Consider the following 26,098-nt stretch of genomic DNA (forward strand, 5'->3'; position numbering starts at 1 on the left):
GCTGCCTTTGGCCCTGCCCGTCGTCAACGTGTCATCAGACCTGCTGATGGCGGAAAAAGGCCGGGGCGGGGGCCTTTCGGCCACCGCCCCGGCAGGGTCGGTCCGGGGGTGCGGCTCAGGCGCCCGCGGGCGCCGCCGAGACCGCCCCGGACTCCTCGGACTTCTCGTCTCCACCGGGCTCCTCGTGCACCGCGCGGAGGTTGCGGGCGGAGCGTACGACGAACAGCAGCGCCGGTGTCAGGAACATCCACACCGCGCCCACCACCAGGACGGCGGTCGGCGAGCTCAGCCCGCCGGCCGGGCCCACCAGCGCCTGCCCCACCGGCAGCAGGCCGATGCTGCCCAGCCACTCGTACGAACTGACCCGGCTCATCGACTCCATCGGCACGTTCTGCTGCATGGCCGTCAGCGAGAACACGTTGAACATCGACAGCCCGATGTTGCTGATCAGCGCCGCCACCGCGATCACCCACACGGGTGCGACGAGCGCGAGCGCCAGGAGCTGGAGCCCGTACAGGCCGAGCGGGATGAACGAGGCCCGCATGATGTACCGCGGCCGCATCCGCAGGGCGATCACTCCGCCCAGGACCGCACCGAGCCCGGTGGCCGCGCTGATGATCGCCCACGGGGTGGCGCCGCCCAGCTGGTCCCGTGCCACGGCCGGCCCGAAGACCTGCCAGGCCGGCAGCACCAGCAGGTGGAAGCTGGCCGCCCAGGCGACCATGGTCCACAGCCAGGTCCGGGAACGGAACTCGTCCCAGCCGAGCTTGAGGTCCTGGAGCACCGACGTGGACGACGCGCCCTCGCCGTCCCCGGCCCGGCCGGCGTCACCCGCGGGCGCGAGCCGGATCAGGTACAGCGCGATGGCGCTGATGAGGAAGGTCAGGCTGTCGAAGATCAGCGCGGCGCCCGGGGAGAACAGCGCCAGCAGCAGACCGCCGATGGCCGGCCCGACCATGTACGCGGTGTTCTCGCTGAGCCCGACCAGGCCGTTGGCCCGCTGGAGTTCGGCGGGCTTGACCACCTCGGGCATCAGCCCGGTGGCGGCGGGGTGGAAGAACGCCGACGCGGTGCCGGCGACCAGCTGGAGCGCCACCATCGAGGCGAGCGTGGCGTTCCCGGAGATCAGCAGCACGCCCTGGACGGCCTGCGCGAGGAACGAGGTGGTGTCGCACAGCAGCATGAGCCGGCGCCGTGACATCCGGTCCGCGATCACCCCGCCGAGCAGCAGCAGGACCACCGTGGGCACCACCCGGGCCGCCAGGACCAGGCCCAGGGCCGACGCCGAGTCGGTCAGCTCCAGCACGGCGAACGCCAGGGCCAGCGGCACGATCGCGTCGCCGATGACCGAGGAGGTCTGGCCGATGTAGAGCAGCCGGAACTCCCGGTTGCGCATCAACCGGCCCAGGTCGGCGCGGGTCCGCTCGCGCTTCCCCGGGCTCGTGTCCGTGGGGGTCATGGCGTCCTTTCGGGTCCGTGTCCGGCTCCGGCTCCGGGTCCGGCGAGCATCCGCTCCAGCTCGGCCGGATCGGCGGCCTCGGCCAGCGCCTCGATCACGGCCACGGCCAGGCGCTCGACGGTCGGCGCGTCGAGCAGGGCCCGCACCTGGAGCGGTACGCCGAAGGCGCGGCGCAGCCGTGCCATGAGGCGCACGGCGAGGAGGGAGTCGCCACCGCCGTCGAAGAAGTTCTCGTGGATCCCCACGGCCTCCCGGCCCAGCACCTCGCCGAACAGATCGGCGAGCTCGGCCTCGATGTCGTCGCGCGGGGCGACGTACTCGGTCGAGGTCAGCAGGTGCTGAGGGGCGGGGAGTTGGGTGGGGTCGAGTTTTCCGTTGGGGGTGAGGGGGAGGGCGGTGAGGGGGGTGAGGGTGGCGGGGATCATGTGGGTGGGGAGGTGGGTGGTGAGGTGGTGGTGGAGGCTGGTGAGGTCGGTGGTGGTGGGGGTGAGGTAGGCGGCGAGTTGGGGGTGGGCGGGGTCGCGGGTGTCGAGGACGACGGTGGCGGTGTCGACGTCGGGGTGGGTGAGGAGGGTGCGTTCGATCTCGCCGAGTTCGATGCGGAAGCCGCGGAGTTTGATCTGGTGGTCGCTGCGGCCGTGGTAGTGGAGGTGGCCGTCTTCGGTGCGGTGGGCGAGGTCGCCGGAGCGGTAGAGGCGGGCGCCGGGGGTGGTGGGGTGGGGGATGAAGCGGGTGGCGGTCAGGTCGGGGCGGCCGAGGTAGCCGTGGGCGACACCGGGACCACCGACACAGATCTCCCCGACGGCGCCCACGGGTACGGGCGCGAGGGTCTCCTGGTCCAGGAGCTGGATCTCCAGGTCCGGGAGCGGGACCCCGATGGGGCTGGAGGCCGACTCCAGATCGGTTTCCGTCACGGGGTGGTGGGTGGTGTGGACGGTGGTCTCGGTGATCCCGTACATGTTCACCAGCTGCGGTGACTCCAGGCCGTAGGCATCGGTCCAGGGACGGAGCATCGCGGTCTGGAGGGCTTCCCCGCCGAAGACGACGGCCCGCAGGTCCGTCGTGGGCCAGTCGCTGTTCCGGGCCGCCTGGATGAGGTGGGTGAACGCCGTCGGCGTCTGGGAGAGCAGGGTGATGCCCTCGTCACGGATCAGCTGCCACATGGCCTGCGGGTCGCGGGTGGTGGCGTAGGGGACGACGTGGACGCGGCCGCCGTACAGCAGGGCGCCGTAGATCTCCCAGACGGAGAAGTCGAAGGCGGCCGAGTGGAACATCGACCACACGTCGTCCTCGGTGAAGGAGAACAGCGGGTCGCTGGTGGTGAACAGGCGGTGCACGCTGTGGTGCGAGACCGCGACCCCCTTGGGGCGGCCGGTGGAGCCGGAGGTGTAGATGACGTACGCCACCGCCTGCCCCGGTACCTCCACCGGGGTCAGCGGTGTGGTGTCGGCGGTCGCCCGCCGCACCTCGTCCAGGGCCAGGAACGCGCCCCCGTCGCCGGTGAAGGTCTCGCGTACGCGGTCCTCACCGACGACGAGGACGGTGGCGGCGTCGGTGACCGTGTAGCGCAGGCGGTCGGCCGGGTACGCGGGGTCCAGCGGGACATAGCCCGCCCCGGTCTTCAGGACCGCCACCATCGCCGCGATCAGGTCCACGCCCCGGTCCAGGCACAGCCCGACGAGGGTGCCCGGTCCCGCCCCGGCCGCGGCCAGGGCTCTCGCCCAGCGGCCCGAGGCCGCGTCCAGCTCGGCGTACGAAAGGCTCCGTACCCCGTCCGAGACCGCGACCCGGTCCGGCCACCGTCCCACCACACCCGCCAACACCGACGTCAGCACAGCGATCTCCCTTGCTCACTCGGCCGCGGTGGCGACCCAGACGTATTCCTCGGACTCGGGCGTCCACGGGGCGCCGTCGTAGTCCCCGTACTCGTGCTCGATCCGGAAACCCGCCCCCGCCAGCAGCGCGCGGATCTGGTCCGGGAAGCGGTAGTAGTTCGTGCGGATGTCGTGCCGCCGCTCGCGGACCACGCCCTGCTCGTCGAGGATCTCGCTCACCCGGCGCCGGGTGATGGTCTGCTCGTCGTGGTCGAACACGCTGTAGTCCCACATCGCGATGCGCTCGTTCGTGCGGGGGTGCCGGATCTCGTTGACGAACAGCTGGCGGTGGTCGTAGTTCTTGAAGTCCGCCTCCAGGAACACCGGTACGCCGGCCACGAACCGGGCCCCCGGCGCCATGTGACGCCGTACGGCGGCCAGGCACTGGACCCAGTCCTCGTCGGTGCTCAGGTGGAACATCGTCTGGCCGCCCGCCAGGACCAGCCCGAAGGTCTCGCCGACCTCGAAGTCCCGCAGGTCCGCCTCCACGAAGGCGGCGGCGGACGGCGCCACCCCGGCCGCCGCCAGATTGGCCCGGCCCTTCTCCAGCATCGACGGCGAGCGGTCGACGCCGACCGCCCGTCCGACGTGCTCCAGGCACGGCAGCAGCACCCGGCCGGTACCGCAGCCCAGCTCCAGCATCGGGCCGCCGTACTTCGCCGCCGACTCCAGCAGGAAGTCCAGGTCGAGACTGTTGAGGTCCGACCACAGGATGTCGTAGAGCTCCGCCTCGAAGCGGTAGTCGTCCTCCTCGGCGCTCACCGGGGCGAAGCGGGAGGAGTGCTCCTGCCCTTCGGGGATGGCGGTCTGGCTCACGGGCTCTCCTGGGTCTGGTGGGTGGGGTGGGCCGGGCGGCCGTCGGGGCCGACAGTGCCGTTGGGGCCCTCGCCGTGCTGCCGGACGGCCCGGGCGACGGCGTGCACCGTCTCGCCGCCGAGCAGGGCGAAGTGGTCGCCCGGCACCGGTACGGCCGTCAGCGGCGCGCCCGTGGCCAGGGGCTCCCACAGCTCGGGCCGGACATCGGACTCGGCGGCGTGGAAGAGCACGGTCGGACCGTCGTGACCGGCCGGCCGGTGGCGCTGCATCGCGTCGGTGGCGTGGGTGAAGACGGTGAAGCGGTCGTCGAGTTCGGCGGGGGACAGGCCCAGGTCGTGGCCGAGGGCGCGCAGCCGGTCATCGGCCTCGGCCAGCGCCCGCGCCCGGGGCAGCCGCCAGACGTCCGCGTCGACCGGGACCCGGTCGGCCTGGGCGCCGCTCGATCCGAGCAGGTCCAGGAAGAACATCTCCAGGGTCTCGGCGGGGGACCAGGGGCCCGTGCCGTCGGGCCACGGCGCCGCGTCGATCAGGACGACCGGCAGCGCGGGGATCCCGGTGAGCGCCGCCCGCCGGGCCATCTCGTGGGCGAGGAGCCCGCCGAAGGACCAGCCCGCCAGCAGGGCGGGGCGGGCCGCGCCCCGGGCGGCCAGCAGCCCCAGGTAGTGGTCGGCCAGTGCGGCGACCGAGGTCGGGCCGCGGAGCGCGGCGTCGGCGGCGATGCCCCACACCGGGCGGTCCCCGCCCGCCAGCCGGGCCAGTTCGGCGTAGCAGAAGACCCCGCCGCCGATCGGGTGGACCAGGACGACGGGCGCCGCGTCCGGCCGGGTCCCGGCGCGCAGCTCGACGATCCCGCCGTCGGCCGCCGCCCCGCCGGCCGGCCCGCCCGCCGGCCCGCCGTCCGCCGCGGCCCGCTCGGCGCGGTCCCGGACCAGCCGCTCCAGCAGGGCCCGCTTGGCGGGGGACAGGGACGGGGCGCGCTCCCGCGCCGGGTCGTGTCCGTGAGTCTGCTGCGCCATGCTGCCTCGTCTCCCTCTCCCTGGCCTTCTCCCTTTCCCCGGCCGCCCGTCAGCCGACGACCAGCCGCCGCTCGTACAGGCGGGTGTAGAAGGGCAGCTGGTCCTCGTAGAAGCCGCGCAGCAGGTCGTTGTTGTCGACGGTGTCGGCGTACGTCCGCTCCCGGCGTTCGAAGCCCGAGCTCTCCCCGGCGTCCACGTGCCAGCGCTCGGTGAGCTTGAAGTCCTCCGGCATGCCCGGCGACCAGGTCAGCGAGCCGGCCGCGTACGGCAGTCCGGTGCGCGCGCAGTACGCGCGGACCGTGTCCTCGGGCCGGTCCAGCAGCGCGTCGGAGTCCACGACCACCGGCGGCTCGCCGCCCTGCGCCCGCTCGACCGCCTCGTACAGCTCGTGGAGGCGGGAGAAACCGATGTCCTCGGCGCTCAGTTCCGGATTCAGCGCGAAATGCGAGGCGATGACGTCGGCCGGGTTCCGGATGATGAACGTGTGGCGGACGTCCCGCAGGAAGTCGGTATCGGCGAGGACACCGGGGTAGCGGAAATCGGTGGTGTCCTTGAAGAAGACGGTCGCGCGCTCGCCGAGCCGCCGTATTTCGGCGATCAGTTCGGATTCGGAGTGGACGACGGTGTCGCCGACCTCCGCGTCGCCGAAATCCGCCAGCCGGGAGAACGGCTCGTGCAGCGACACCACGTCACCGCGGCCCATCATCATCCGCAGGAAGGCCGTCGAGCGCGATCGCGGTGCGCTCCAGAGTGCGATGACGCCGTGCATGTGGGATCCCTCCGGGGTGCGGCGGCCTGGGTGTGCCGAGGAGGCACATTAGCCACCCGGAGAACCGTTCTGAATACCCATTCGCGCCCAGAAATGGCCGGTTCGCGGCAAGTAATCACCACGATTACAGCGATCGAAACGAATTGCCTCAGGAAGGGAACACGGGTACGGAAGACGAGCCCGGGAAGGGTGCCTAATCTTTCGTCAGTTATTCGACCTGGGCAGTCTGGTGGGAACGGAGTCCGCGATGAGTGAGTTGGTCAAGAGACTGGCCCGGCTGCCCGAGGGCCGCAGGGCGGAGTTCCTCGCCCAGCTCCGCGCGGGAGCGGCCGGCGGCCCGCGGTCCGCCCCGGACGCCGGCGCCGCCGCATCCGCTCCCGGAGCCGGGCCGACGGCCGCCGCCGACGACGGCCGCGCCCGCGAGGCCGGACCCGGGCCGGTGCTCGCGCCCCGCCCCGGCACCGCGCCCGCCCCGCTGTCGTTCGCCCAGGAGACCCTCTGGTTCCTCGACCGGCTCGCGCCCGGGCGCTCCACGTACAACACCGGTACCGCCCACCGGCTGCGCGGCGCCCTCGACGTACCCGCCCTGCGCCGCGCCCTGCGCGCCCTGGTGGGCCGGCACGAGGTGCTGCGCACCGCCCTCGTCGAGGGCCCCGACGGCACCGTGCAGCAGGTCGCCGCCGTCGACGCGCCGGACCTCGCCGAGGCCCTCGCGCTGCCCGTGACCGACCTCGCGGACCCGGCCGCCGACGGCGGCGGCGACCCGGAACGGGCCGCCCGCGAGCACGCCCAGGAACTCACCCGGCGGCCCTTCGACCTCACCCGCGCCCCGCTGTGGCGCGCCGCGCTGCTGCGCGTCGGCAAGGACGACCACCTGCTCGTCCTCGTCGTCCACCACATCGTCTTCGACGGGTGGTCCGCGGGCGTGCTCGCCGAGGACCTCTCCGCCCTCTACGCCGCCGAGAGCCGCGCGCCGCTGGCCGCCACCGCCCCCGGCGCCCGGCCGCTGCCCGGACTGCCCGCCCTGCCCGTCCAGTACGGCGACTACGCCGTGTGGCAGCGGGCCCGGCTCACCGGCCGCACCTACGACGACCTCGCCGCGTACTGGCGCCGCACCCTGACCGGCGCCCCCACCCTCGAACTGCCCGCCGACCGGCCCCGCCCCGCCGAGGTCACCTACCGCGGCTCCTACCGGCGCCACGCCGTCGCCCCGGCCGTCGCCGAGGCCGCGGCCCGGCTCGCCCGCGCCGAGGGCGTCACCCCGTACACCGTCCACCTCGCCGCGTTCCTGCTCCTGCTGCGCCGCACCACCGGCCAGGACGACATCGTCATCGGCACGCCCACCGCCGGGCGCGACGAGATCGACGTGGAGCGGCTCGTCGGCTTCTTCGTCAACATGGTGGCGCTGCGCACGGACGTCTCCGGCGACCCCGACTTCCGCGCGTTCGTCCGCCGCGTCGGCAAGAGCAGCCAGGACGCCTTCGCCCACGGCGAGCTGCCCTTCGAGAAGGTCGTCCAGGAAGTCGCCCCGCCCCGCGACCCCTCCCGCTCCCCGCTCTTCCAGACCGTCTTCGCCTTCCACAACACCGCGGGCGCGGGCCTGACCCTGCCCGGCCTGGACGTCACCCACGAGTCCCCCGACCCCGGCACCTCCCGCTTCGACCTCAGCTGGAACGTCACCGCGGGCGCCGACGGCATCGTCGTCGAGGCGGAGTTCAACACCGACCTGTACGACGCGGAGACCATCGACGCCCTGCTGCGCCAGTACGAGCGGGTGCTGACCGTCGCCACCGGCGACCCCACCCTGCCGCTGACCCGGGTACCGCTGCTCGCCCCCGCCGAACGCCGCGAGATGATCGCCCGCTGGAACGGGCCGCACCTCGACGTCCCCCGCCTCTCCGTCCCCGCGGCCTTCGAGGCCAGGGTCGCCGAGGCCCCCGACGCCACCGCGCTCGTCGTCGGCGCGGACACGTACACCTACGACGCCCTGAACCGGCGGGCCAACCGCCTCGCGCACGTGCTGCGCGAGCACGGCGCCGGACCCGGTACCCGGGTCGTCCTCTCCGTCGAACGCACCGCCGACCTGGTCGCCGGGATCCTCGCCGTCCTCAAGACCGGCGCCGCCTACGTGCCCGTCGACCCCGGCTACCCCGCCGCCCGGATGGCCGCGATCACCGAGGACGCCGCGCCCGCCGTCATCCTCGCCCACGCCGGCCCCGCCGCCCGGCTGCCGCGGCCCGAGGGCGCCGCGCTGCTCGTCCTCGACGAGCTCGACGCCGCGCGGGCGGCCGCCCCCGACACCGACCCGGGCGTCCCCGTGGCCCCCGAGGACGTCGCGTACGTCCTCTACACCTCCGGCACCACCGGCCGGCCCAAGGGCGTCCTCATCGAACACCACAGCGTGCTCGGCTTCGTGACGGCCATCGCGGACCTGTTCGGCCTCACCCCCGAGGACCGGGTGCTCGGCTACGCCTCCGCCAACTTCGACGTCTCCGTCGGCGAGATCTTCAACGCCCTGCTGACCGGCGCCCGCCTGCACCTGGTGCGGGACGCCGAACGGCTCGACGTCGAGCGCCTGCAGGAGGTCCTCCAGGACGGCGCGATCACCGTCGCCGACCTGCCGCCCGCCGTGATGGCCCTGCTGGAGCCCGAGCGGCTGCCCGCGCTGCGCGTGGCGTTCGTCGGCGGCGAGGCCTTCTCCGGGGAGCTCGTCAACCGCTGGAACCAGGGCCGCCGCTTCTTCAACGGCTACGGCCCCACCGAGTGCACCGTCACCATGATCGTGCACGAGTGCCCCGGCCACTGGGACGCCTCCCCGCCCATCGGACTGCCCATCGCCGGCCATGTCGCCCACGTCCTGGACGAGCACCTCGAACCCCTGCCGTACGGGGTCGTCGGCGAGCTCGTCATCGGCGGCGAGGGCCTGACCCGCGGCTACCTGGGCGCCCCCGGGCTCACCGCCGAGAAGATCCTCGCCGACCCGTTCGGCACCACCCCCGACGGCCGCCTCTACCGCACCGGCGACCTGGTCCGGCGGCGCCGCGACGGCAGCCTGGACTTCGTCGGGCGCGCCGACCAGCAGGTCAAGATCCGCGGCCTGCGCATCGAGCTCGGTGACGTCGAGGCCGCCGTCGCCGGCTGCCCGGGCATCGCCCAGGCGGTCGTGGTCCCCTGGACCGACCCGCACGGCGAACGCCACCTGGTGGCCTACACGGTGGCGGAGACGACGGCCGACGGGCCCGGCCCGCAGGAGATCCGCGCCCACACCGCCGCCCAGCTGCCCCCGTACATGGTCCCGGCGTTCTTCGTGAGCCTGGCCGCCCTGCCGCTGACCCCCAGCGGCAAGACCGACCACCGTGCGCTGCCCGCCCCCGAGCCCTCCGCCGCCCCGGCGGCCGGGCCCGCCCAGGAGCCCGCCACCGAGACCGAGCGCCGCATCGCCGAGGAGATCCTCGCCCCCGTGCTGCGCCGCGAGCGCGTCGGCGTCCACGAGGACTTCTTCGCCCTCGGCGGCAACAGCCTCCAGGCCGCCCAGCTCATGTCCCGCATCACCGCCGAGTTCCGCGTCCGGGTCGCCCTCGCGGACTTCTTCCGCTCACCCACCGTCGCCCACCTGGCCGCCGTCGTGGACCGGCTGACCGCCGAGGCGGCCGGTTCCGACCTGCTCGCCCTCATCGAAGGCATGTCGGACGAAGAGGCCCAGCGGCTGCTGGAGTCCGGCGACCGGCTCTGAGCCCAGCGAGGAGAGAAACCCACCATGGAATTCGGCTTCACGCCCGAGCAGGACGCCTTCCGCACCCGGGTACGGGAGGAACTCGGCCGCGGCGACATCCGCCACGAGCTGGACCTGCTGGCCCGCGCCACGGAGCGCGCGGCCCTCGGCGACCCCGCGGCCCCCGCGGGCCCCGCGGACTTCACCGACCTCGCCGACCTGGCCGGCACCCGCGACGGACGCGACCGCGAGCCCGACGTGCGCCCGCTCTACCGCGCCATCGGCCGCCAGGGCCTGCTCGCCGTCAACTGGCCCCGCGCCTACGGCGGCCAGGACGCGGGCCTCACCGAGGCGGCCATCGTCGCCGAGGAACTGGCACGCGCCGGCGTCCCCGACACCCTGCACGTCAACACGATCCAGATCGTCGGCCTCTTCCTCCAGCTCGCCGGCAGCGACACCGTCAAACGGCGCTACCTGCCGGGCCTGGCGGCCGGGGAGCTGTTCGCCAGCGTCCTGTACACCGAGCCCGGCGCCGGCTCCGACCTCGCGGGCCTGAGCACCACCGCCACCGCGGAGCCCGACGGCACCGGCTACCGGCTCGACGGCGTCAAGGCGTACAACCTCAAGAGCGACATCACCGACGTCGCGCTGTGCGCCGCCCGCACCGGCGAGCCCGGCGGCCGCTACCGCGGCATCACCCTGTTCATGGTCGACCTGCACGCCGAGGGCGTGCACCGGGAGAGCGTCCCCGGCATCGCCGACGAGCAGTTCCACCGGATCGTCCTGGACGGCGTACGGGTGCCCGCGGACGACGTCGTCGGGGAGGTCGGCGAGGGCTGGGCGCTGCTCACCGGCGCCCTCGCCATCGAACGCACCGGCCTGGACTACTCCCTCAAGGCCGAACGCTGGTACGCCGCCGCCCTCGCCGACGGCGTCGCCGACGAGGAGCTCGAACGGGCCGGCCGGTTCGGCGCCGCCGTCGAGGCCTCCCGCCTCCAGGCCTGGCAGGTGATCCGCCAGCTCGCCCAGGGGCTGCAGACCGCCGACGAGACCACGGCGGCCGTCGCCAAGTACGTCACGAGCGAGCTGGCGGCGGACATCGCCCGCTGGTCGGTGCTGCTGCCGCGCCCCGAGGGGCCGCTGGAGCGGGAGACGGGCGCGGCGGTCACCGCGGCCGCGGCGGACGCGGCCGTCCGCGCCCACGCCCGTGACGCCGCCTACCGCGAGGCGCCCGGCCTCACCTTCTCCGCCGGCACCTCCGAGGTCATGCTGCAGATCGTCGCGGCCGCCGGCCCCGAACCGGGCGGCCCCGCCTGGGAGTCGGCCGAGGACCCGCTCTCCCGGCAGGTCCGCCAGACACTGCGCACGATCCTGACCGAGGCCACCCGGGACCGCGACCGCGACCTGGACCCGGCGGCGGCCGTGCACGGCCCGGCCGCCGAGGAGGGACCGCTCTGTCCGGGCTGGAGCGGCCTGGTCAGCGTCGGCGCCCCCGCCTTCGAGGTGTCGGCCGACGCCGACGGGCTCGACCTCGGCCTGATGAGCTCCCTGGTCGTCTGCGAGGAACTCGGCCGCGCCGGGCTCTCCGGCCCGTACAAGGCCGGCGCCCTCGCCGCCGACGCGCTGCGCGTGCTGCGCCCGGACGCCCCCGAGCTGCACCGCCTCGCCACCGGCGAACTGACCGTCCGCACCGATGACTTCGGCGCCCGGCCGCCCGGCCCGGCGCGCGGCGCCAGCCATGTGCTGCGCACCACGCCGGCGCTCACGCTCACCCCGGCGGACACGGACGCCGGACCCGGTGGCGCCACCGGCCTGGCCCTGGGCTGGCCGGACACCGTCCAGTGGGAGGGCATCGTCGCCCGCGCCCGGATCCGGCAGGCCGCCCACCTCCTCGGCATCGCCGAGGGCGCGCACGCCGCCGCGTACACCTACACCACCGGCCGCAGCCAGTTCGGCACGCCCCTGCACGACTTCCAGGCCGTCTCCTTCGCCCTCGCGAGGGCCGCGGCGGCCCTGGAGACCGTCCGGGCGGCCGTCTACCGCGCCGGGTTCCTCGCCGACAGCGGCCGCAGCGCCGTCCGCGCCGCCGCCGACGCGCTGGCGCTGGCCGCCGAGGCCGCCCTGGACACCACCGCCACCGCCGTGCACGTGTGCGGCGTACGCGGCCTGACCGCCGACCTCACCGTGCAGCGCCACTACCGGCTCGCGCGCACGGAGGCGGTACGGCTGTGCACCCCGGCGCGGCTGTTCCGCGAGACGGCCCGGCTGCGCCTGTCGGCCCGTACCGACCTCGACCTCCTCACCCGAACGTCCCGGACCACCCGGACCGCCCTGACCCAAGGAGCACGGCGATGACCGCACCGAACGCACAGAGTTATGTCGTGGTGGCCAACCACGAGGAGCAGTACTCGATCTGGCCCGCCGGCCGGGACCTGCCGCCCGGCTGGACCGACCAGGGCGTGTCCGGATCCGAGGAGAGGTGCCTGGAGCACATCGCCGCCGTGTGGACGGACATCCGGCCCCTGAGCGCCCGTACGGTCCGATGAACGCCGGGCACTGGTTCCCGGGCCCCGCCCTGCCCGGCGCGCGGGTCCGCGTGTTCGCGTTCCCGCACGCCGGCGGCTCGGCCGCGGCGTACGCCGGCTGGCGGCGGGGGATGGGCGACGGCGTCGAGCTGCGGCCCGTGCAGTACCCGGGCCGGGCCGGGCGCTACCGGGAGCCGGTGCCCGCGACCGTTCAGGAACTGGCGGCACCGATCGCGGCGACCATCGCGGTCGGCTTCGCCGATCTGCCGATCGTGCTGTTCGGCCACAGCATGGGCGCCCTGGTGGCGTTCGAGGTCGCCGCGCACCTGCAGTGCGAACACGGGGTGCGGGTGGCCCGGCTGATCGTGTCCGGCGCCCCGGCGCCCCACCTGCCCTCCCGCCTGACCACGCGCTCGGACGCCCCGGAGGCGGACCTGGTGGCGGGCCTGCGGGCGCTGGGCGGCAGCCAGGACGCGGTGCTGGACGACCCCGACCTCCTCCAGGTCGTCCTCCCGATCTTCCGCGCGGACCTCGCGCTGGGCGAGGCCTACCGGCCTCACACCGGCCCCCCGATCGGCATCCCCGTCACGGCCCTCTCGGCGGCGTCCGACGCCCTGGCCCCGCCGTCGGCGGTCGACGCCTGGCACACCAGCACGACGTCCGCCTTCACCCACACCTCCCTCCCGGGCGGCCACTTCACCCTCTACGACACCCCGTCCCCGGTCCTCCCGGTGGTGACGGCCCTGGCGACCGAGGCCGTGGCCGCCTCCGGCGGCGAGGACGAGGCCGCTGGCGTCTCCGTGGCCGCCGGTGCCGCCGTGGCCGCCGGTGCCGCCGGGCAGGCCCGGCACGCCGGGGTGGCCGTGCCGGTCGAGCGGTCTCGCGCCGACGCGTCCGTGCGGGCCGTACCGGCCGCCGCTGCAGCCGTACCGGCCGAACGCCTCCCGTCGGCCGAGTCGGTGGACCGGCCCGGTCGCCCGGGTCACGTCGACGCGGGCGCCGCGGGCGGGCCCGCCTCCGTGCTGGCGCGGTTCGAGGGGTGGGCGCGCACCGTGCCCGGCGCCGAGGCCGTCGTCGACGGCGAGGTGTCCCTGTCGTACGGCGAACTGGACGCCCGCGCCGAGGACCTGGCCCGCACCCTCCGGGCCGCCCTGGCCGGCGGCGGGCCGTCGGACGAGCCCGTCGTCGCCGTCCGCCTGCCGCGCGGCCACCGGCTGGTCACCGCGCTGCTCGCCGTCCTCAAGGCCGGCGCCGCCTACCTCCCCCTCGACCCCGGGCTGCCCCGCACCCGTACCGAGGACCTCATCGTCTCCTCCGGCGCCCGCCTGCTCCTGACGGACACCACCGAGGCACCCGGCCCGATCGACGCCCCCGCCACCGTCGACCTCGCGTCGCTCCCGGCCGAGGGCGCCGGCGGCGTCCCGGGTGCGGGGACGGGCCCGCGGACGTCCGGCCCGGCGCACGCCGCGCCGCCCGCGGGGCGCCGGCTCGCGTACGTCATCCACACCTCCGGCTCCACCGGCCGCCCCAAGCCCGTCGCCGTCGAGCACCGCTCCCTCGCCCACCACACGCAGGCCGTCCACGCCCTCTTCGGCCTCACCGACCGCGACCGGGTCCTGCAGTTCACCAACCCCGGCTTCGACGTCTACGCCGAGGAGCTCTTCCCCACCCTCGCCGCCGGTGCCTGCGTCGTCGTCCTGCGCGACAGCGCCCTCGCACCCGCCGCCCTCGAGGACTTCCTGCGCACCCACCGCGTCACCCTCGCCAACCTCCCCACCCCCTACTGGACCCAGTGGACCGCGGACCTCGACCAGGACCCGCGGCCCCTGCCGCCCTCGCTGCGCCTCCTCGTCGTCGGTAGCGACACCACCCACACCCGCACCCTCGCCGCCTGGCGCGTCCACAGCGACGTCCCCGTCGCCAACGCCTACGGCCTGACCGAGACCACCATCACCGCCACCGCCGCCCGCTACGAGGCGACCACGCCCCTGCCCGGCACCAGCACCCTCTCCATCGGCGGCCCCCTGGCCGGCACCACCCTGCACATCGTCGACGCCGACCTGCGCCCGTGCCCGCCCGGTGAGGCCGGCGAGCTGTACATCGGCGGCGAGTCCGTCGCCCGCGGCTACCTCGGCCGCCCCGGGGCCACCGCCCAGCGCTTCGTCCCCGACCCCTTCGCCCCCGCCGGCCGCCCCGGCAGCCGCCTCTACCGCACGGGCGACCTCGCCCTGCGCCTGCCTGACGGCACCCTCGAGTTCCTCGGCCGCGTCGACCACCAGGTCAAGATCCGCGGCCACCGCGTCGAGCCCGCCGAGGTGGAGGCCGTCCTGGCCCAGGACCCCGGCGTGGCCACCTGCGCCGTCCTCCCGGTGGGCGAAGGCACCGCCCTGCGCCTGGTGGCGTACCTCGTGGGCGGGACCGGCGACACCACCGCCGCCGTCGACCTCGGCCGGCTGCGCGCCCACGCCGAGGCCGCCCTCCCCGCGTACGCCGTCCCGGCCCACTACGTCGTCCTGGACGCCCTCCCCGTCACCTCCCAGGGCAAGCTGGACCGCCGCGCCCTCCCCGTCCCCGGGGCCACGACGGCAGGAGGAGCCGGCGAGCCCCCGCAGGGCGACGACGAGCGGCGCATCGCGCACGCCTGGCACGAGGTCCTCGCTCCCGCCCACCCCGTCGGGCGCGACGACGACTTCTTCGACCTCGGCGGCAACAGCCTCCACATGGTCCGCGTCCTCGGCCGCCTCCGCCAGGACTTCCACGTCCCCCTGACCGCTCGCGAGTTCACCGCCGCCCGCACCCCGCGCCGGCTCGCCGCCGCCCTCCGCGCGGCCCGCGCCACCCCCGCCGCCGACCGCGCGGCGGCCCTGCTGCCCCCGGTGCCCGCGCACAGCACGCAGACCCAGGCCGCCCCCGGCGAGCAGCGGCTGTGGTTCCTCGGCCAGCTCCGCTCCCACGCCGCCGTCGCCTACAACGTGCCCACCGCCCTCCGGCTGCGCGGCCCGCTCGACCCCGGCCTGCTGCGCGCCGCGCTGGAGACGGTCACCGCCCGCCACCCGCGCCTGCGCGCCTCCTTCCACTACCGCGACGACCAGATCGTCGTCGACACCGCCGACCGCGTCACCGTCGACCTCCCCGTCTTCGACGTCACCGCCGCCCTCGACCCGGCCACCGCCGCCCTCCGGCTGGCCGAGGCCCTCGCCGCCGAGCGCTTCACCCTCGACGAGGCCCCGCTGCTGCGTGCGAACCTCTACCGGATCGGCCCCGACGACCACCTCCTGGCCGTCGTCCTGCACCACCTCGTCTCGGACGGCGTCAGCGTCGACATCCTCGAGGCCGACCTGGCCACCGCCTACGCCGCACACGCGGCCGGCACCGGCACCGGCGCCGCCTTCCCGCCCGCCCCCGCCCGCGGCTACCGCGAGTACGCCCAGTGGCAGCGCGAACTCCCCGACGCCCCGGCCGCCAAGGAGTCCCTGGACCGGGTCCTGGAACGGCTGCGCGGCGCCCCCGTCGTCCTCGCCCTGCCCACCGACCACGAACGGCCCCGGCTGCCGAGCCACCGCGGCCGCCGCCTCACCCGGCCCACCCCGGCCGGCCTGCTGGCCCGCGTCACCGCGCTGGCCGCCGCCCACCGCACCACGCCGTACGCCGTGGCCCTCGCGGCCCTGGGCGTCGTCCTCCACGGCCGCACCGGCCAGGACGACCTGCTGATCGGCTCGCCCACCGCGGGCCGCCCGCACCCCGACCTCGACCGTGCCATCGGCTTCTTCGTCAACACCGTCGTCGTACGGCTGCGCTTCGCCGGCGACCCGGCCTTCGCCGACCTGCTGCGCGGCGCCCACGAGGAGGCGCTGGCCGCCATCGACGACGAGTACGTGCCGATCGACCGCCTGGTGACCGAACTCGTCCCCGACCGCGACCCGTCCCGCACCCCCCTGGTCCAGGCGGTCCTCGCCTACCAGGGCCCGGTCCGCGCCGCACTGCGCCTGGCGGAGGGCCTGTCCGCCGAGGCCGTACCGCTGGACAACGGCACCGCCAAGTTCGACCTCACCCTCGACGTCGAGGAGGTCGCGGGCGAGCTCGTCACGACCCTGGAGTACAGCACCGATCTGTTCGAGGAACGCACGGTGACCGACGTGCTGGACCGCTGGGTCGACGTGGTGTCGGCCGCGGTCGACCGACCGGACACGCCCGTGTCCGCCCTGCTTGGAAAGGACGAGGTGCAGCAGCCATGACTGGTTCGGGTTCGGGCCTGACGTCGGTGTTGGCGGGTGTGGTGGGACGGTGGCCGGACCGGGTCGCGGTCTCGGACGGGGTACGGAGCCTTTCGTACGCCGAGCTGGACGCGGCCTCGGGCCGCTGGGCGAGAGCCCTGGCCGCGGCCGGCGCGGGACCGGGCACCCTCGTCGGGCTGTGCCTGGACCGGGGCGTGGACCTGATCGCGGCGATGGTGGCGGTCCTGAAGACCGGGGCCGGCTACGTCCCCCTGGACCCCGCGTACCCGGCCGACCGCCTGCGCTACACGGTCACCGACGCCGCCACCGTCCTCGTCGTCGGTGAGGACCGCGTACGCGAGACCTTCACCGGCGACGGGGGCGCGTTCCTGGCCCTGGACGAGGTACGGCGGGCGACCGCCGACACCACACCGCTGACCCCGGTGGAGGTACCGGGGCAGGCGGTGGCGTACGTCATCTACACCTCCGGCTCCACCGGCCGCCCCAAGGGTGTCGCGGTCTCGCACCACAGCGTGCACCGCCTGTTCACCACCAGCGACCCGCTGTTCTCCTTCACCGAGGACGACGTGTGGTCGATGTTCCACTCGGCCGCCTTCGACTTCTCCGTCTGGGAGATCTACGGCGCCCTGCTGTACGGCGGCCGCGTCCACGTCGTCCCCTACGCCACCACCCGCGACCCGCAGGCCATGTGGCAGCTGATCCGTGACGAGGGCATCACCCTGCTCTCCCAGACCCCGACCGCGTTCACCCACCTCATCCAGGCCGCCCGCCAGGCCGGCTTCCCCAGCACGGACCTGCGCGCGATCGTCTTCGGCGGCGAGGCCCTCCAGACCGCCACCCTGCGCCCCTGGACCGATGCCTACGGCCTGGAGTCACCGCAGCTGGTGAACATGTACGGGATCACCGAGACCACCGTGCACGTCACCCACCACCCGCTCACCCCCGCCGACCTGGAGTCGGCCTCCAGTCCGATCGGGGTCCCGCTCCCGGACCTGGAGATCCACCTTCTCGACCAGCAGACCCTCGTCCCGGTCGAGGCCGGTGTCACCGGGGAGATCTGTGTCGGTGGTCCCGGTGTCGCCCACGGCTACCTCGGCCGCCCCGACCTGACCGCCACCCGCTTCATCCCCCACCCCACCACCCCCGGCGCCCGCCTCTACCGCTCCGGCGACCTCGCCCACCGCACCGAAGACGGCCACCTCCACTACCACGGCCGCAGCGACCACCAGATCAAACTCCGCGGCTTCCGCATCGAACTCGGCGAGATCGAACGCACCCTCCTCACCCACCCCGACGTCGACACCGCCACCGTCATCCTCGACACCCGCGACCCCGCCCACCCCCAACTCGCCGCCTACCTCACCCCCACCACCACCGACCTCACCAGCCTCCACCACCACCTCACCACCCACCTCCCCACCCACATGATCCCTGCCACCCTCACCCCCCTCACCGCCCTCCCCCTCACCCCCAACGGAAAACTCGACCCCACCCAACTCCCCGCCCCCCGGCCGCGTCAGCAGCGCGACGCACCGGTGGCGGCCGCGGCCGCCACCCCGCTGACCCCCGCCGAGGAGGCGCTGCGCGCGGTGTGGGTGAAGGTGCTGGGGCAGGAGGACGTCGGGGCCGCGGACAACTTCTTCTCCCTGGGCGGGGACTCGATCACCGCCATCCGCCTGGTCTCCCAGGCCCGTGCGGCCGGGATCGACTTCGGTGTCGAGGACCTCTTCCTCAACCCCACCCTCGGCGAACTCGCCGCCGCCGTGTCCGTGTCCGTGTCCGAGACCGCGCCCGTCGCGGAGCCGGCGGAGGCGACCCCCGCCCCTCTCGCCCCCCTGCCCGCGGGCCTCCCGGCCGACGTCGAGGACGCGTACCCGCTGGCCGCCCTCCAGCTGGGCATGCTCTACCACGTGGAGCTCAGCGGCGACCCGAGCCTGTACCACGACCTCACCAGCGTGCGCGTGCACGCCGCCTGGTCGGCCGCGTCCCTGCGGCACGCCCTGGACGTCCTCACCGCCCGGCACGAGATCCTGCGGACCTCCTTCGAGCTGGCCGAGTACGACGAGCCGCTCCAGCTCGTCCACCGCGCCGGGAGCGTCCGGATCCCCGTGGAGGTGGAGGACCTCACCACCTACGGCACGCAGGAGCAGGACAAGGCGCTCGCCGACTGGTGGGAGCGCGAGTCCGCGACCGCCTTCGACCTGACGCGGGCGCCGCTGGTGCGCGTGCACGTCGGGCTGCGCGGCACCGACGACTTCCAGCTGTCCGTCTCCGTGCACCACATCCTGCTCGACGGCTGGAGCTTCGCCCGCCTGATGACCGAGCTGCTCGACGTGTACGAGGACCACCTCGCCGGCGGCAGCGGGCGCGAGCTGCCGGCGCTGCCCGCCGTGCGCTACCGCGACTTCGTCGCCGCCGAACGGGCCGTGGCCGCCTCGGCCGAGGCCCGCGCGTACTGGGCCCGGCTGCTGGACGGCGTACGCCCGCTCACCCTGCCCCCGGCGACGGCCGCGGAGCCGGAGGACGAGGCCGGCCCCTCGACGCTCCGCGTCCTGCCCGCCCCGCTCGCCGAGGGCGTGCGCCGCGCCGCCGACCGGCTCGGCGTCCCCGTCAAGAGCGTCTACCTCGCCGCCCACCTGTGGGCGCTGGGCCGCCTGACGGGCGAGTCCGACGTGGTCAGCGGCCTGTGCGGGAACGGCCGGGCCGAGGCCGAGGGGTCCGAGCTGGTGCTCGGCGTGTTCCTCAACGTCGTACCGGTGCGGATGACGGTCGGCGGCGGCGGGACGGACTGGGCCGCGCTGGTCCGGGCCGCCTTCGACGCCGAGCGCGCGCACCTGACGTACCGCGGCTACCCGCTCTCCCGGATAGCCAAGGACCTCGGCTTCGAGCCCTTCCCCGTGATGTTCAACTACACCGACTTCCACACCGTCGACGCGGTCGCGACCGTCGGCTCACTGCGCGCCGACGACTGGAGCTACGCCGACCGCACCAACTTCCCCGTGCTGGTGGAGGTCAACAAACTGGCCGCGGGCCTCGGCACGGAGCTGAGCATCACCGTCGACCCGCAGGAGACGCGGGCGGCCGTCGGCCCCCGCCTGGCCGGCCTCCTGCACGAGGCCCTCACCCACCTCACCCACCACCTCGCCCCGGCGATCTAGGAGTACGCACATGGAATACCGTCCGTTCGGCCGGCTCGGCTGGCAGGTCGGCGAAGTCGGCTACGGAATGTGGGGCATCGCCGGGGGAGAGGGCGGCTGGACCGGGGCCGACGACGCCACCGGGGCGGAATCGCTGCGGGAGAGCGTCGAGCGCGGCGTCAATTTCTTCGACACCGCCTGGATCTACGGGCGCGGCCACAGCGAGGAAATGCTCGGCAAGCTGCTCACCGAATACCGCGACAGGCGGCTGTACGTCGCCACGAAGATCCCGCCGAAGGACCGTGCCTGGCCCTCCACGCGGGAATCGCGGCTGGCGGACGTGTTCCCCGAGGACCACATCCTCGAATACACGTACAAGAGCCTGGAGAACCTCGGTACCGATTCCGTCGACCTGCTCCAGTTCCACGTCTGGGAGGACGCCTGGGCCGACGACGAGCGCTGGCAGGAGCCGGTGCGCCGGCTCAAGGACGAGGGGGTGGTCGGCGGCGTCGGCATCAGCGTCAACCGCTGGGAGCCGTGGAACGTCCTGAAAGCCCTGGACACCGGGCTGATCGACGCCGTCCAGGTCATCTACAACATCTTCGACCAGGCCCCCGAGGACGAGCTGTTCGCCGCCTGCCGCGAGCGCGGCGTCGCCGTGATCGCCCGGGTGCCCTTCGACGAGGGCACCCTCACCGGCACCCTCACCCACGACACGGTGTGGCCCGAGGACGACTGGCGCGGCAGCTACTTCGTCCCGGAGAACCTGCACGCCAGCGTGGACCGGGCCGAGGCCCTCAAGGACGTCCTGCCGCCGGGGACGACGCTGCCCGAGGTCGCCCTGCGCTTCATCCTCCAGCACCCGGACGTCGCCACGGTCATCCCCGGCATGCGCAGCGTGCGCCACGTCCACGCCAACACCGCGGTCAGCGGCGCGGCCCCGCTGCCCGCGGACCTGATGGCCACCCTGCGCACCCACCGCTGGGACCGCACGCCGACCGCCTGGTCCCAGTGACGCCCGCCCGCCGGGCGTCCTGACGAGGAAGGGCCCGGAGCCGAAGGCTCCGGGCCCTTCACCGTGCCGCCCCGCTGTCAGGCGGTGAGGCGGCGGCCCGGTTCGATCTGCCAGTGGTGGCCGCCGTGCGTGAAGCGGGTCTGGCGTACGGTGCCCGGGGCGTCCGCGAGGTCCAGCATGCGGCGTACGGTCACGTTGCCCTTGTACAGCTCGACCTCGACCGTGCCGTCCAGACCGCGCGTGAGGACGTCGGCTCCGGCCGCCGCGGCGCGGCCCGACGGGCAGTGGAAGCCGCCCTCGTAGATCGCGGTGCCCAGGTTCGCCGACAGGCTGCGCATCAGCGCGGCGCCGTACTTGTCGAGCCCCGCCTGGTACAGCGCCTCCATGCACACGCCCAGCACCTCCAGGCCCGGCGCCTCGTACACGCCACGGCACTTGGTGCCGTTGACCCGGTTCTCGACGACCGCCTTCAGCGAGACGCCGTGCCGGCCGCCGGCCTCGTTGGCCCGCTGCACCGCCTCCAGCGGCGTCACCGGCGCGCCGTCGACCTCGACCGGACGGCCGTCCACGAACCGCACCGTGAGGATCTCCGGATCGCTCTGCGCGTCCTGCGGGCAGGCGGTCAGGATCGGCGACACCACCATCGGCGGGGTCTCCAGGGACTCCAGCTCGTCGCTCTCGTGCGAGAAACCGGCGAGCGAGCCGTCCACGGAGTACGTCGCCCAGTTCGTCAGCGACTCCGGATAGTCCCGCTCGATCAGGTACTCGGACATGCTCGTGCGGTTCGGGAAGCGGCGCAGCAGCTCCGGCTGCGTCCACGGCGTGAACACCTCCAGATCGGGTGCGAGCCGCGCGGTGTACCGGAAGAAGCGCATCTGGTCGTTGCCGCCGCCGACACAGCCGTGCGCCAGCACCTGGCAGCCGTCCGTGCGCAGCGCCTCGGCCAGCCCGCCCACGAGCACCGCACGCGAGGCGCCGGTGGTGTTCCAGTACCCGCCCTCGTACATCGCCCGGTAGCGCACCAGGTCCAGGCCCATCTCGGCCATCTCGGCCCGCAGGTCGACCGTCTGCGCCTTCAGACCGCGCCGCTCCAGCTCCGCGGCCAGCTCGGCGGCGGGCAGCGGCACGGTCTGGCCGAGGTCGGCGACGTACGCGACGACGTCCACGCCGTTCTCGGCGAGCCATGCGGCGACAGCGGTGGAGGAAAGTCCTCCCGAGGCCAGCAGCCCGACGCGCCGCCCTCTCAGTCCGTCAAGGTCCATGTGTCGACAACCCCCAGATACGGAGCGGGTGAATACCGGCGCGGAAATTCATTCCGCGCAACTGGTCATCCCGCGACGCTAAACCTGCCGGACCCCCGCGACAACCGCCGAATTCGGTACGGCCGTAATATCTGCGATTACTTCCCAAGTAATCCGGAAGACCTGTCGAATAATCCGCCGCATGCCGTACGGTTCCGAGGACCGATTCTGTGCGCATTGACCTCGCCCACCCCATGAAGAGGTCACGCCGGCAGACCGCTGAAAACGCGGGGCTCTGAGGGGGAGGCCACATTGTCCAATGTTCCGGAGCAACTGCGGGGGAATTTCCCTGGGATCTCCGTCGACTACCCGAAGGACCGTACGGTCCTCCAGCTCTTCGAGGACCGCGCGGCGGCCCGCCCGGACGCCGCCGCCGTCACCCACGGGGCGACCACCCTCACGTACGGACAGCTCGACCGGCGCGCCAACACCCTGGCCGCCCGGCTCCTCGAACTGGGCACCGAGCGGGGCGAGTTCGTCCCGCTGGCCGTCCAGGGCGGGCTCGAACTGCCCCTGACGATGATCGCCGCCATGAAGATCGGCGCCCCGTTCGTACCGATCGACGACGCCGGTCCCGCCGACCGGGTCCGCGCCATGCTCGACACCCTGGACGCGCGCCTGGTCGTCCGCAGTGCCGAGGCCCCCGACCTGCCCGGCTACCGCGTGCTGCGCGTCGACCCGACGGCGCTCCCGGAAACCGCGCAGGCACCCGACCGCGCCCCGGCCGGTCTCGCCGACCCCGTCTACGGCTTCTACACCTCGGGCTCCACCGGCCTGCCCAAGTGCACGGTCAACATCCACGGCGGGCTGCTCAACCGCTTCCAGTACATGAGCGCGGCCCTCAGCGACCGCGCCGACGAGGTCGTCCTGCAGAACAGCCGCCACCAGTTCGACTCCTCGCTGTGGCAGCTGCTGTGGCCGCTGACCACCGGCAGCCGCGTGGTCATCCCCGAGCGCTCCGGGATCCTGGACCTGACCGCCACCATCGAGGTCATCGAGCGGCACGGGGTCACCACCACCGACTTCGTCCCCTCGATCTTCAACACGCTCGTGGAGCTGCTGCGCACCCGGCCCGAGCTGGTGGCGAGCCTGCGCTCGCTGCGCCGGCTGCTGATCGGCGGCGAGGAGATGACGGCCGACGCCGTGCACGCCTTCCGCGCCCTGCTGCCGCACGTCACGATCGTCAACACGTACGGCCCGACCGAGGCGTCCATCGGCTCCGTCTTCCACATCGTCACCGACGAGGACCGCGACCCCATCCCGATCGGCCGACCCATCCACAACACGTACGCCGTCATCGTCGACGAGCGGATGCGCCCCGTCGAGATCGGCGAGACCGGCGAGATCTGTATCGGCGGCACCTGTCTGGGCCTGGGCTACCTCGGCGACCGCGCCAAGACCGACGCCGCCTTCGTCCCCAACCCCTTCCCCCAGATCCCCGGCGAGCGCCTCTACCGCACCGGCGACCTCGGGCACCACCGCCCCGACGGCCTCCTGCAGTTCGCCGGCCGCCGCGACCACCAGGTCAAGATCGGCGGGATCCGGGTGGAGCTGTCCGAGGTCGAGGCCGGCCTGCTGCGCCACCCCTCGGTCCGCGAGGCCAAGGTCATCGCGCACGGCCCCACCGCCGCCCGCACCCTCCTCGCGTACGTGACGCTGCGCGCCCCGCTCACCCCGGCCGAACTGCGCGACCACGCCCGTTCGGTGCTGCCCGGGGCGCTGGTGCCACGCCGCTTCACCGTGCTGGACGCGATGCCTCTGACGCCCAACGGCAAGGCCGACCGCAAGGCCCTGGCCCGGCTCGCCGAGGGCGCGTCCGGCGCCGTGCCCACGGGCGCGGCGTCCGCGCCGGGCACGCTCCCCGGCCCGGCACCGGTCACCGGTACGGCCCCGCTGCCCGGCCCGGGTGCGGGCACCGGCTCCGGCACGCTGCCCGGCCCGGGTGCGCTCGCCGTGTCCGGCCGGGACACCCCGCGTGCCCAGGCCCCCGACGCCGGCGGCGCCACCCCGGCGCCCGCGGCCGCCGTGCCCCCGCCCACCGCGGCCCACGCGCTCGGCCTCGTCCACGCCGCCTGGCTCGGCATCCTCCCCGTCCCGTACGCCGCCCCCGACGACGACTTCTTCGACCTCGGCGGCGACTCGCTGGCCGCCCAGCGGCTCGCCGTCGCCCTCTCCGCCCGTACGGGCGTGCGGGTGTCGGTCCGCGAGGTCTTCGAACACCCCACCCTCGCCGGCCAGGCGGGCCTGCTCACCGGCCGCCCGGCCCCGGCGCAGGCGCCCGCCGTCCCCGCGCCGGCCGCCGCGGCCCCGGCCGGGTCGGGCCGGACCGCCCAGAGCACCCGGAGCGCCCGGAGCGCCCTGGACACGGCCCCCGATCACCCCGACGACCGCCTGCCCGCCGACATCACCGCCGCCGCCCCGCCCGCCGGCCCCGACCTGCGCCACGTCCTGCTCACCGGGGCCACCGGGTTCATCGGCGCCCAGCTCCTGCACGACCTGCTGGCCGGCACCGACGCCACGGTGCACTGCCTGGTCCGCGCGGCCGACGCCGGCACCGCCTTCGCCCGCGTCATCGACAACCTGCGCGCCTACCGGCTGTGGGACCCCGCCCGGGCCCACCGCATCAAGGCGGTCCCCGGCGACCTGGCCCAGCCCCTGCTGGGGCTCACCCCGGCCCGGTTCGGCGAACTCGCCCGCGAGCTCGACGCCGTCCTGCACAACGGCGCCACCGTCAACCTGGCCCGCGGCTACCGGGCCCACCACGACGCCAACGTCGCCGGCACCGTCGAGATCCTGCGCCTGGCCACCACCCACCGCCTCAAGGACGTCCACTTCATCTCCACCCTCGGCGTCCTGGCGGCCACCGTCGCCAGCGGCGAGGAGGGCCCCGTACCGGCCGCCCCCGTGCCCGCCGACGGCTACAGCCGGTCCAAATGGGTCGCCGAGCGGCTCCTGGAACAGGCCGCCGACCGCGGCGTGCACGTCACCATCCACCGCTTCGGGGAGGTCATGCCGCACTCGCGTACGGGTGTCCCCAGCCGTACCGGCCTCTTCGACCTGCTGGTCAAGGCCTGCGTGCGGACCGGGCAGTGGTTCGCCAGCCCGATCGCCACCGACTACACCCCGGTCGACACGGTCAGCGCCCTCGTCGTCGCCGCCCTCACCCGCCGGGCCCGCGGCTGGTTCCACGGGATCCAGCCGCGCGGGGTCACCCTCGACGAGCTGATGGGCGTGTTCCAGGAGGAGTTCGGCCTGCGCCAGGTCGACTACGCCACCTTCTGGGAGGCGGTGCAGGAGGCCGCCGCCACCGACACGGCCCCCGAGGACCTCGTCCGCGTCCTCGCCGTGCTGCCCGCTCCCGACCCGCAGGACGAGACCCGCGTGAAGGAGGCCCTCGCCGGCCTGTTCCGCCTCGACCCTGCGACGGTGGCCCGGGCGCGCACCGAGCGGCTGGCCGAGATCGCCGGCATCCCCTGGCCCGAACCGGGACCGGAACTCTTCCGCGGCGGCACCACCCACTACCGGGCGCTCGCCCTCGGCGGAGAGGCACGCCGATGACGGACACCGACGGCACCTTCTGCACCTGCTGTCCGGGCGCCACCGTCTGGCTGACCGGACTGCCCAGCGCGGGCAAGACCACCCTCGCCCACGCCCTGGCCGAGCGGCTGCGCGCCGGCGGCCGGCGGGTGGAGGTCCTCGACGGCGACGAGATCCGCGCGTTCCTCTCCGCGGGCCTCGGCTTCAGCCGGGAGGACCGCGACACCAATGTGCGGCGGATCGGTATGGTCGCCGAGGTCCTCGCCCGCAACGGCGTCCTCGCCCTGGTCCCGGCCATCGCGCCGTACGCCGACAGCCGCGCGGCCGTCCGGGGGCGCCACGAGGCGTCCGGGACGGCGTACCTGGAGGTCCACGTGGCCACGCCCGTGGAGGTGTGCTCCGAGCGCGACGTGAAGGGGCTGTACGCCAAGCAGGCCGCGGGCGAGATCTCGGGGCTGACCGGCGTCGACGACCCGTACGAGGTCCCCGAGAGTCCCGACCTGCGGATCGCCGCGCACACCCAGACCGTGGCGGAGTCGGCGGAGCGGCTGCTGACCCTGCTGTCCGAGAGGGGCCTGAGCCGATGAAGGAATCCCTCCGCGAATCCCCCTACGCGCTGTCGCACCTGGACGCGCTGGAGTCGGAGGCGGTGCACATCTTCCGTGAGGTGGCGGGCGAGTTCGAGAAGCCGGTGATCCTGTT

General features: G+C 74.4%; 14 protein-coding genes and 1 pseudogene. 9 read left to right on the plus strand and 6 right to left on the minus strand.

Features of this window, described 5'->3' with window-relative positions; translation table 11 throughout:
- Positions 1–115: 115 nt before the first annotated feature.
- The 5 genes from ACZ6KO_RS31890 to ACZ6KO_RS31910 are packed head-to-tail and all read right to left on the minus strand — an operon-like array spanning position 116 to position 5,934.
- Positions 116–1,459, minus strand: a complete 1,344-nt coding sequence (locus ACZ6KO_RS31890) for an MFS transporter (protein ID WP_469307466.1) — start codon at positions 1,457–1,459, stop codon at positions 116–118.
- Positions 1,456–3,294: a non-ribosomal peptide synthetase gene (locus ACZ6KO_RS31895; protein ID WP_469307467.1), complete on the minus strand. Its 1,839-nt coding sequence runs from the start codon at positions 3,292–3,294 to the stop codon at positions 1,456–1,458. The genes ACZ6KO_RS31890 and ACZ6KO_RS31895 overlap by 4 nt, the downstream gene beginning before the upstream one ends.
- Before the next feature lie 15 nt (positions 3,295–3,309).
- Positions 3,310–4,149: a class I SAM-dependent methyltransferase gene (locus tag ACZ6KO_RS31900; RefSeq protein WP_469307468.1), complete on the minus strand. Its 840-nt coding sequence runs from the start codon at positions 4,147–4,149 to the stop codon at positions 3,310–3,312.
- A complete protein-coding gene (locus tag ACZ6KO_RS31905; protein ID WP_469307469.1) occupies positions 4,146–5,165 on the minus strand; it encodes a thioesterase domain-containing protein in 1,020 nt (339 codons plus the stop codon). The genes ACZ6KO_RS31900 and ACZ6KO_RS31905 overlap by 4 nt, the downstream gene beginning before the upstream one ends.
- 49 nt (positions 5,166–5,214) lie before the next feature.
- Positions 5,215–5,934 carry a sulfotransferase-like domain-containing protein gene (locus ACZ6KO_RS31910; protein WP_469307470.1) on the minus strand — a complete coding sequence of 240 codons (720 nt, stop codon included), beginning with the start codon at positions 5,932–5,934 and terminating at the stop codon, positions 5,215–5,217.
- A gap of 247 nt (positions 5,935–6,181) precedes the next feature.
- Here ACZ6KO_RS31910 and ACZ6KO_RS31915 point away from each other — a divergent pair, with 247 nt between their 5' ends.
- Genes ACZ6KO_RS31915 through ACZ6KO_RS31940 form a run of 6 tightly spaced genes read left to right on the plus strand, consistent with a single transcriptional unit; the run spans position 6,182 to position 20,558 of the window.
- A complete protein-coding gene (locus ACZ6KO_RS31915) occupies positions 6,182–9,667 on the plus strand; it encodes a non-ribosomal peptide synthetase (protein WP_469307471.1) in 3,486 nt (1,161 codons plus the stop codon).
- 24 nt (positions 9,668–9,691) lie between these two features.
- On the plus strand, positions 9,692–12,001 hold the full coding sequence (locus tag ACZ6KO_RS31920; RefSeq protein WP_469307472.1) for an acyl-CoA dehydrogenase family protein: 2,310 nt from the start codon (positions 9,692–9,694) through the stop codon (positions 11,999–12,001).
- Complete coding sequence (locus ACZ6KO_RS31925; RefSeq protein WP_469307473.1) at positions 11,998–12,192, plus strand: MbtH family protein; 195 nt, start codon at positions 11,998–12,000, stop codon at positions 12,190–12,192. The genes ACZ6KO_RS31920 and ACZ6KO_RS31925 overlap by 4 nt, the downstream gene beginning before the upstream one ends.
- Positions 12,189–16,406, plus strand: coding sequence for a thioesterase II family protein (locus ACZ6KO_RS31930; RefSeq protein ID WP_469307474.1), 4,218 nt, complete (start codon positions 12,189–12,191; stop codon positions 16,404–16,406). The genes ACZ6KO_RS31925 and ACZ6KO_RS31930 overlap by 4 nt, the downstream gene beginning before the upstream one ends.
- Positions 16,403–19,564, plus strand: coding sequence for an amino acid adenylation domain-containing protein (locus ACZ6KO_RS31935; protein WP_469307475.1), 3,162 nt, complete (start codon positions 16,403–16,405; stop codon positions 19,562–19,564). The genes ACZ6KO_RS31930 and ACZ6KO_RS31935 overlap by 4 nt, the downstream gene beginning before the upstream one ends.
- A 10-nt stretch (positions 19,565–19,574) precedes the next feature.
- Positions 19,575–20,558, plus strand: coding sequence for an aldo/keto reductase (locus tag ACZ6KO_RS31940; RefSeq protein WP_469307476.1), 984 nt, complete (start codon positions 19,575–19,577; stop codon positions 20,556–20,558).
- 77 nt (positions 20,559–20,635) lie between these two features.
- Here the strand turns inward: ACZ6KO_RS31940 and ACZ6KO_RS31945 are convergent, their stop codons facing one another.
- The gene (locus ACZ6KO_RS31945; protein WP_401457383.1) at positions 20,636–21,820 is read right to left on the minus strand and encodes an argininosuccinate synthase domain-containing protein; all 1,185 of its coding nucleotides are present in this window, start codon (positions 21,818–21,820) and stop codon (positions 20,636–20,638) included.
- 291 nt (positions 21,821–22,111) lie between these two features.
- On the opposite strand from ACZ6KO_RS31945, the gene ACZ6KO_RS31950 reads away from it, so the two are divergent.
- The 3 genes and pseudogenes from ACZ6KO_RS31950 to ACZ6KO_RS31960 form a co-directional block, all read left to right on the plus strand.
- On the plus strand, positions 22,112–25,417 hold the full coding sequence (locus ACZ6KO_RS31950; RefSeq protein ID WP_469307477.1) for an amino acid adenylation domain-containing protein: 3,306 nt from the start codon (positions 22,112–22,114) through the stop codon (positions 25,415–25,417).
- The gene (gene cysC / locus ACZ6KO_RS31955; RefSeq protein ID WP_469307478.1) at positions 25,414–25,983 is read left to right on the plus strand and encodes an adenylyl-sulfate kinase; all 570 of its coding nucleotides are present in this window, start codon (positions 25,414–25,416) and stop codon (positions 25,981–25,983) included. The genes ACZ6KO_RS31950 and cysC overlap by 4 nt, the downstream gene beginning before the upstream one ends.
- Before the next feature lie 14 nt (positions 25,984–25,997).
- Positions 25,998–26,098: pseudogene (locus tag ACZ6KO_RS31960) on the plus strand (sulfate adenylyltransferase subunit CysD); the annotation flags it as partial.

The organism is Streptomyces sp. NPDC042102 (genome assembly GCF_055582305.1).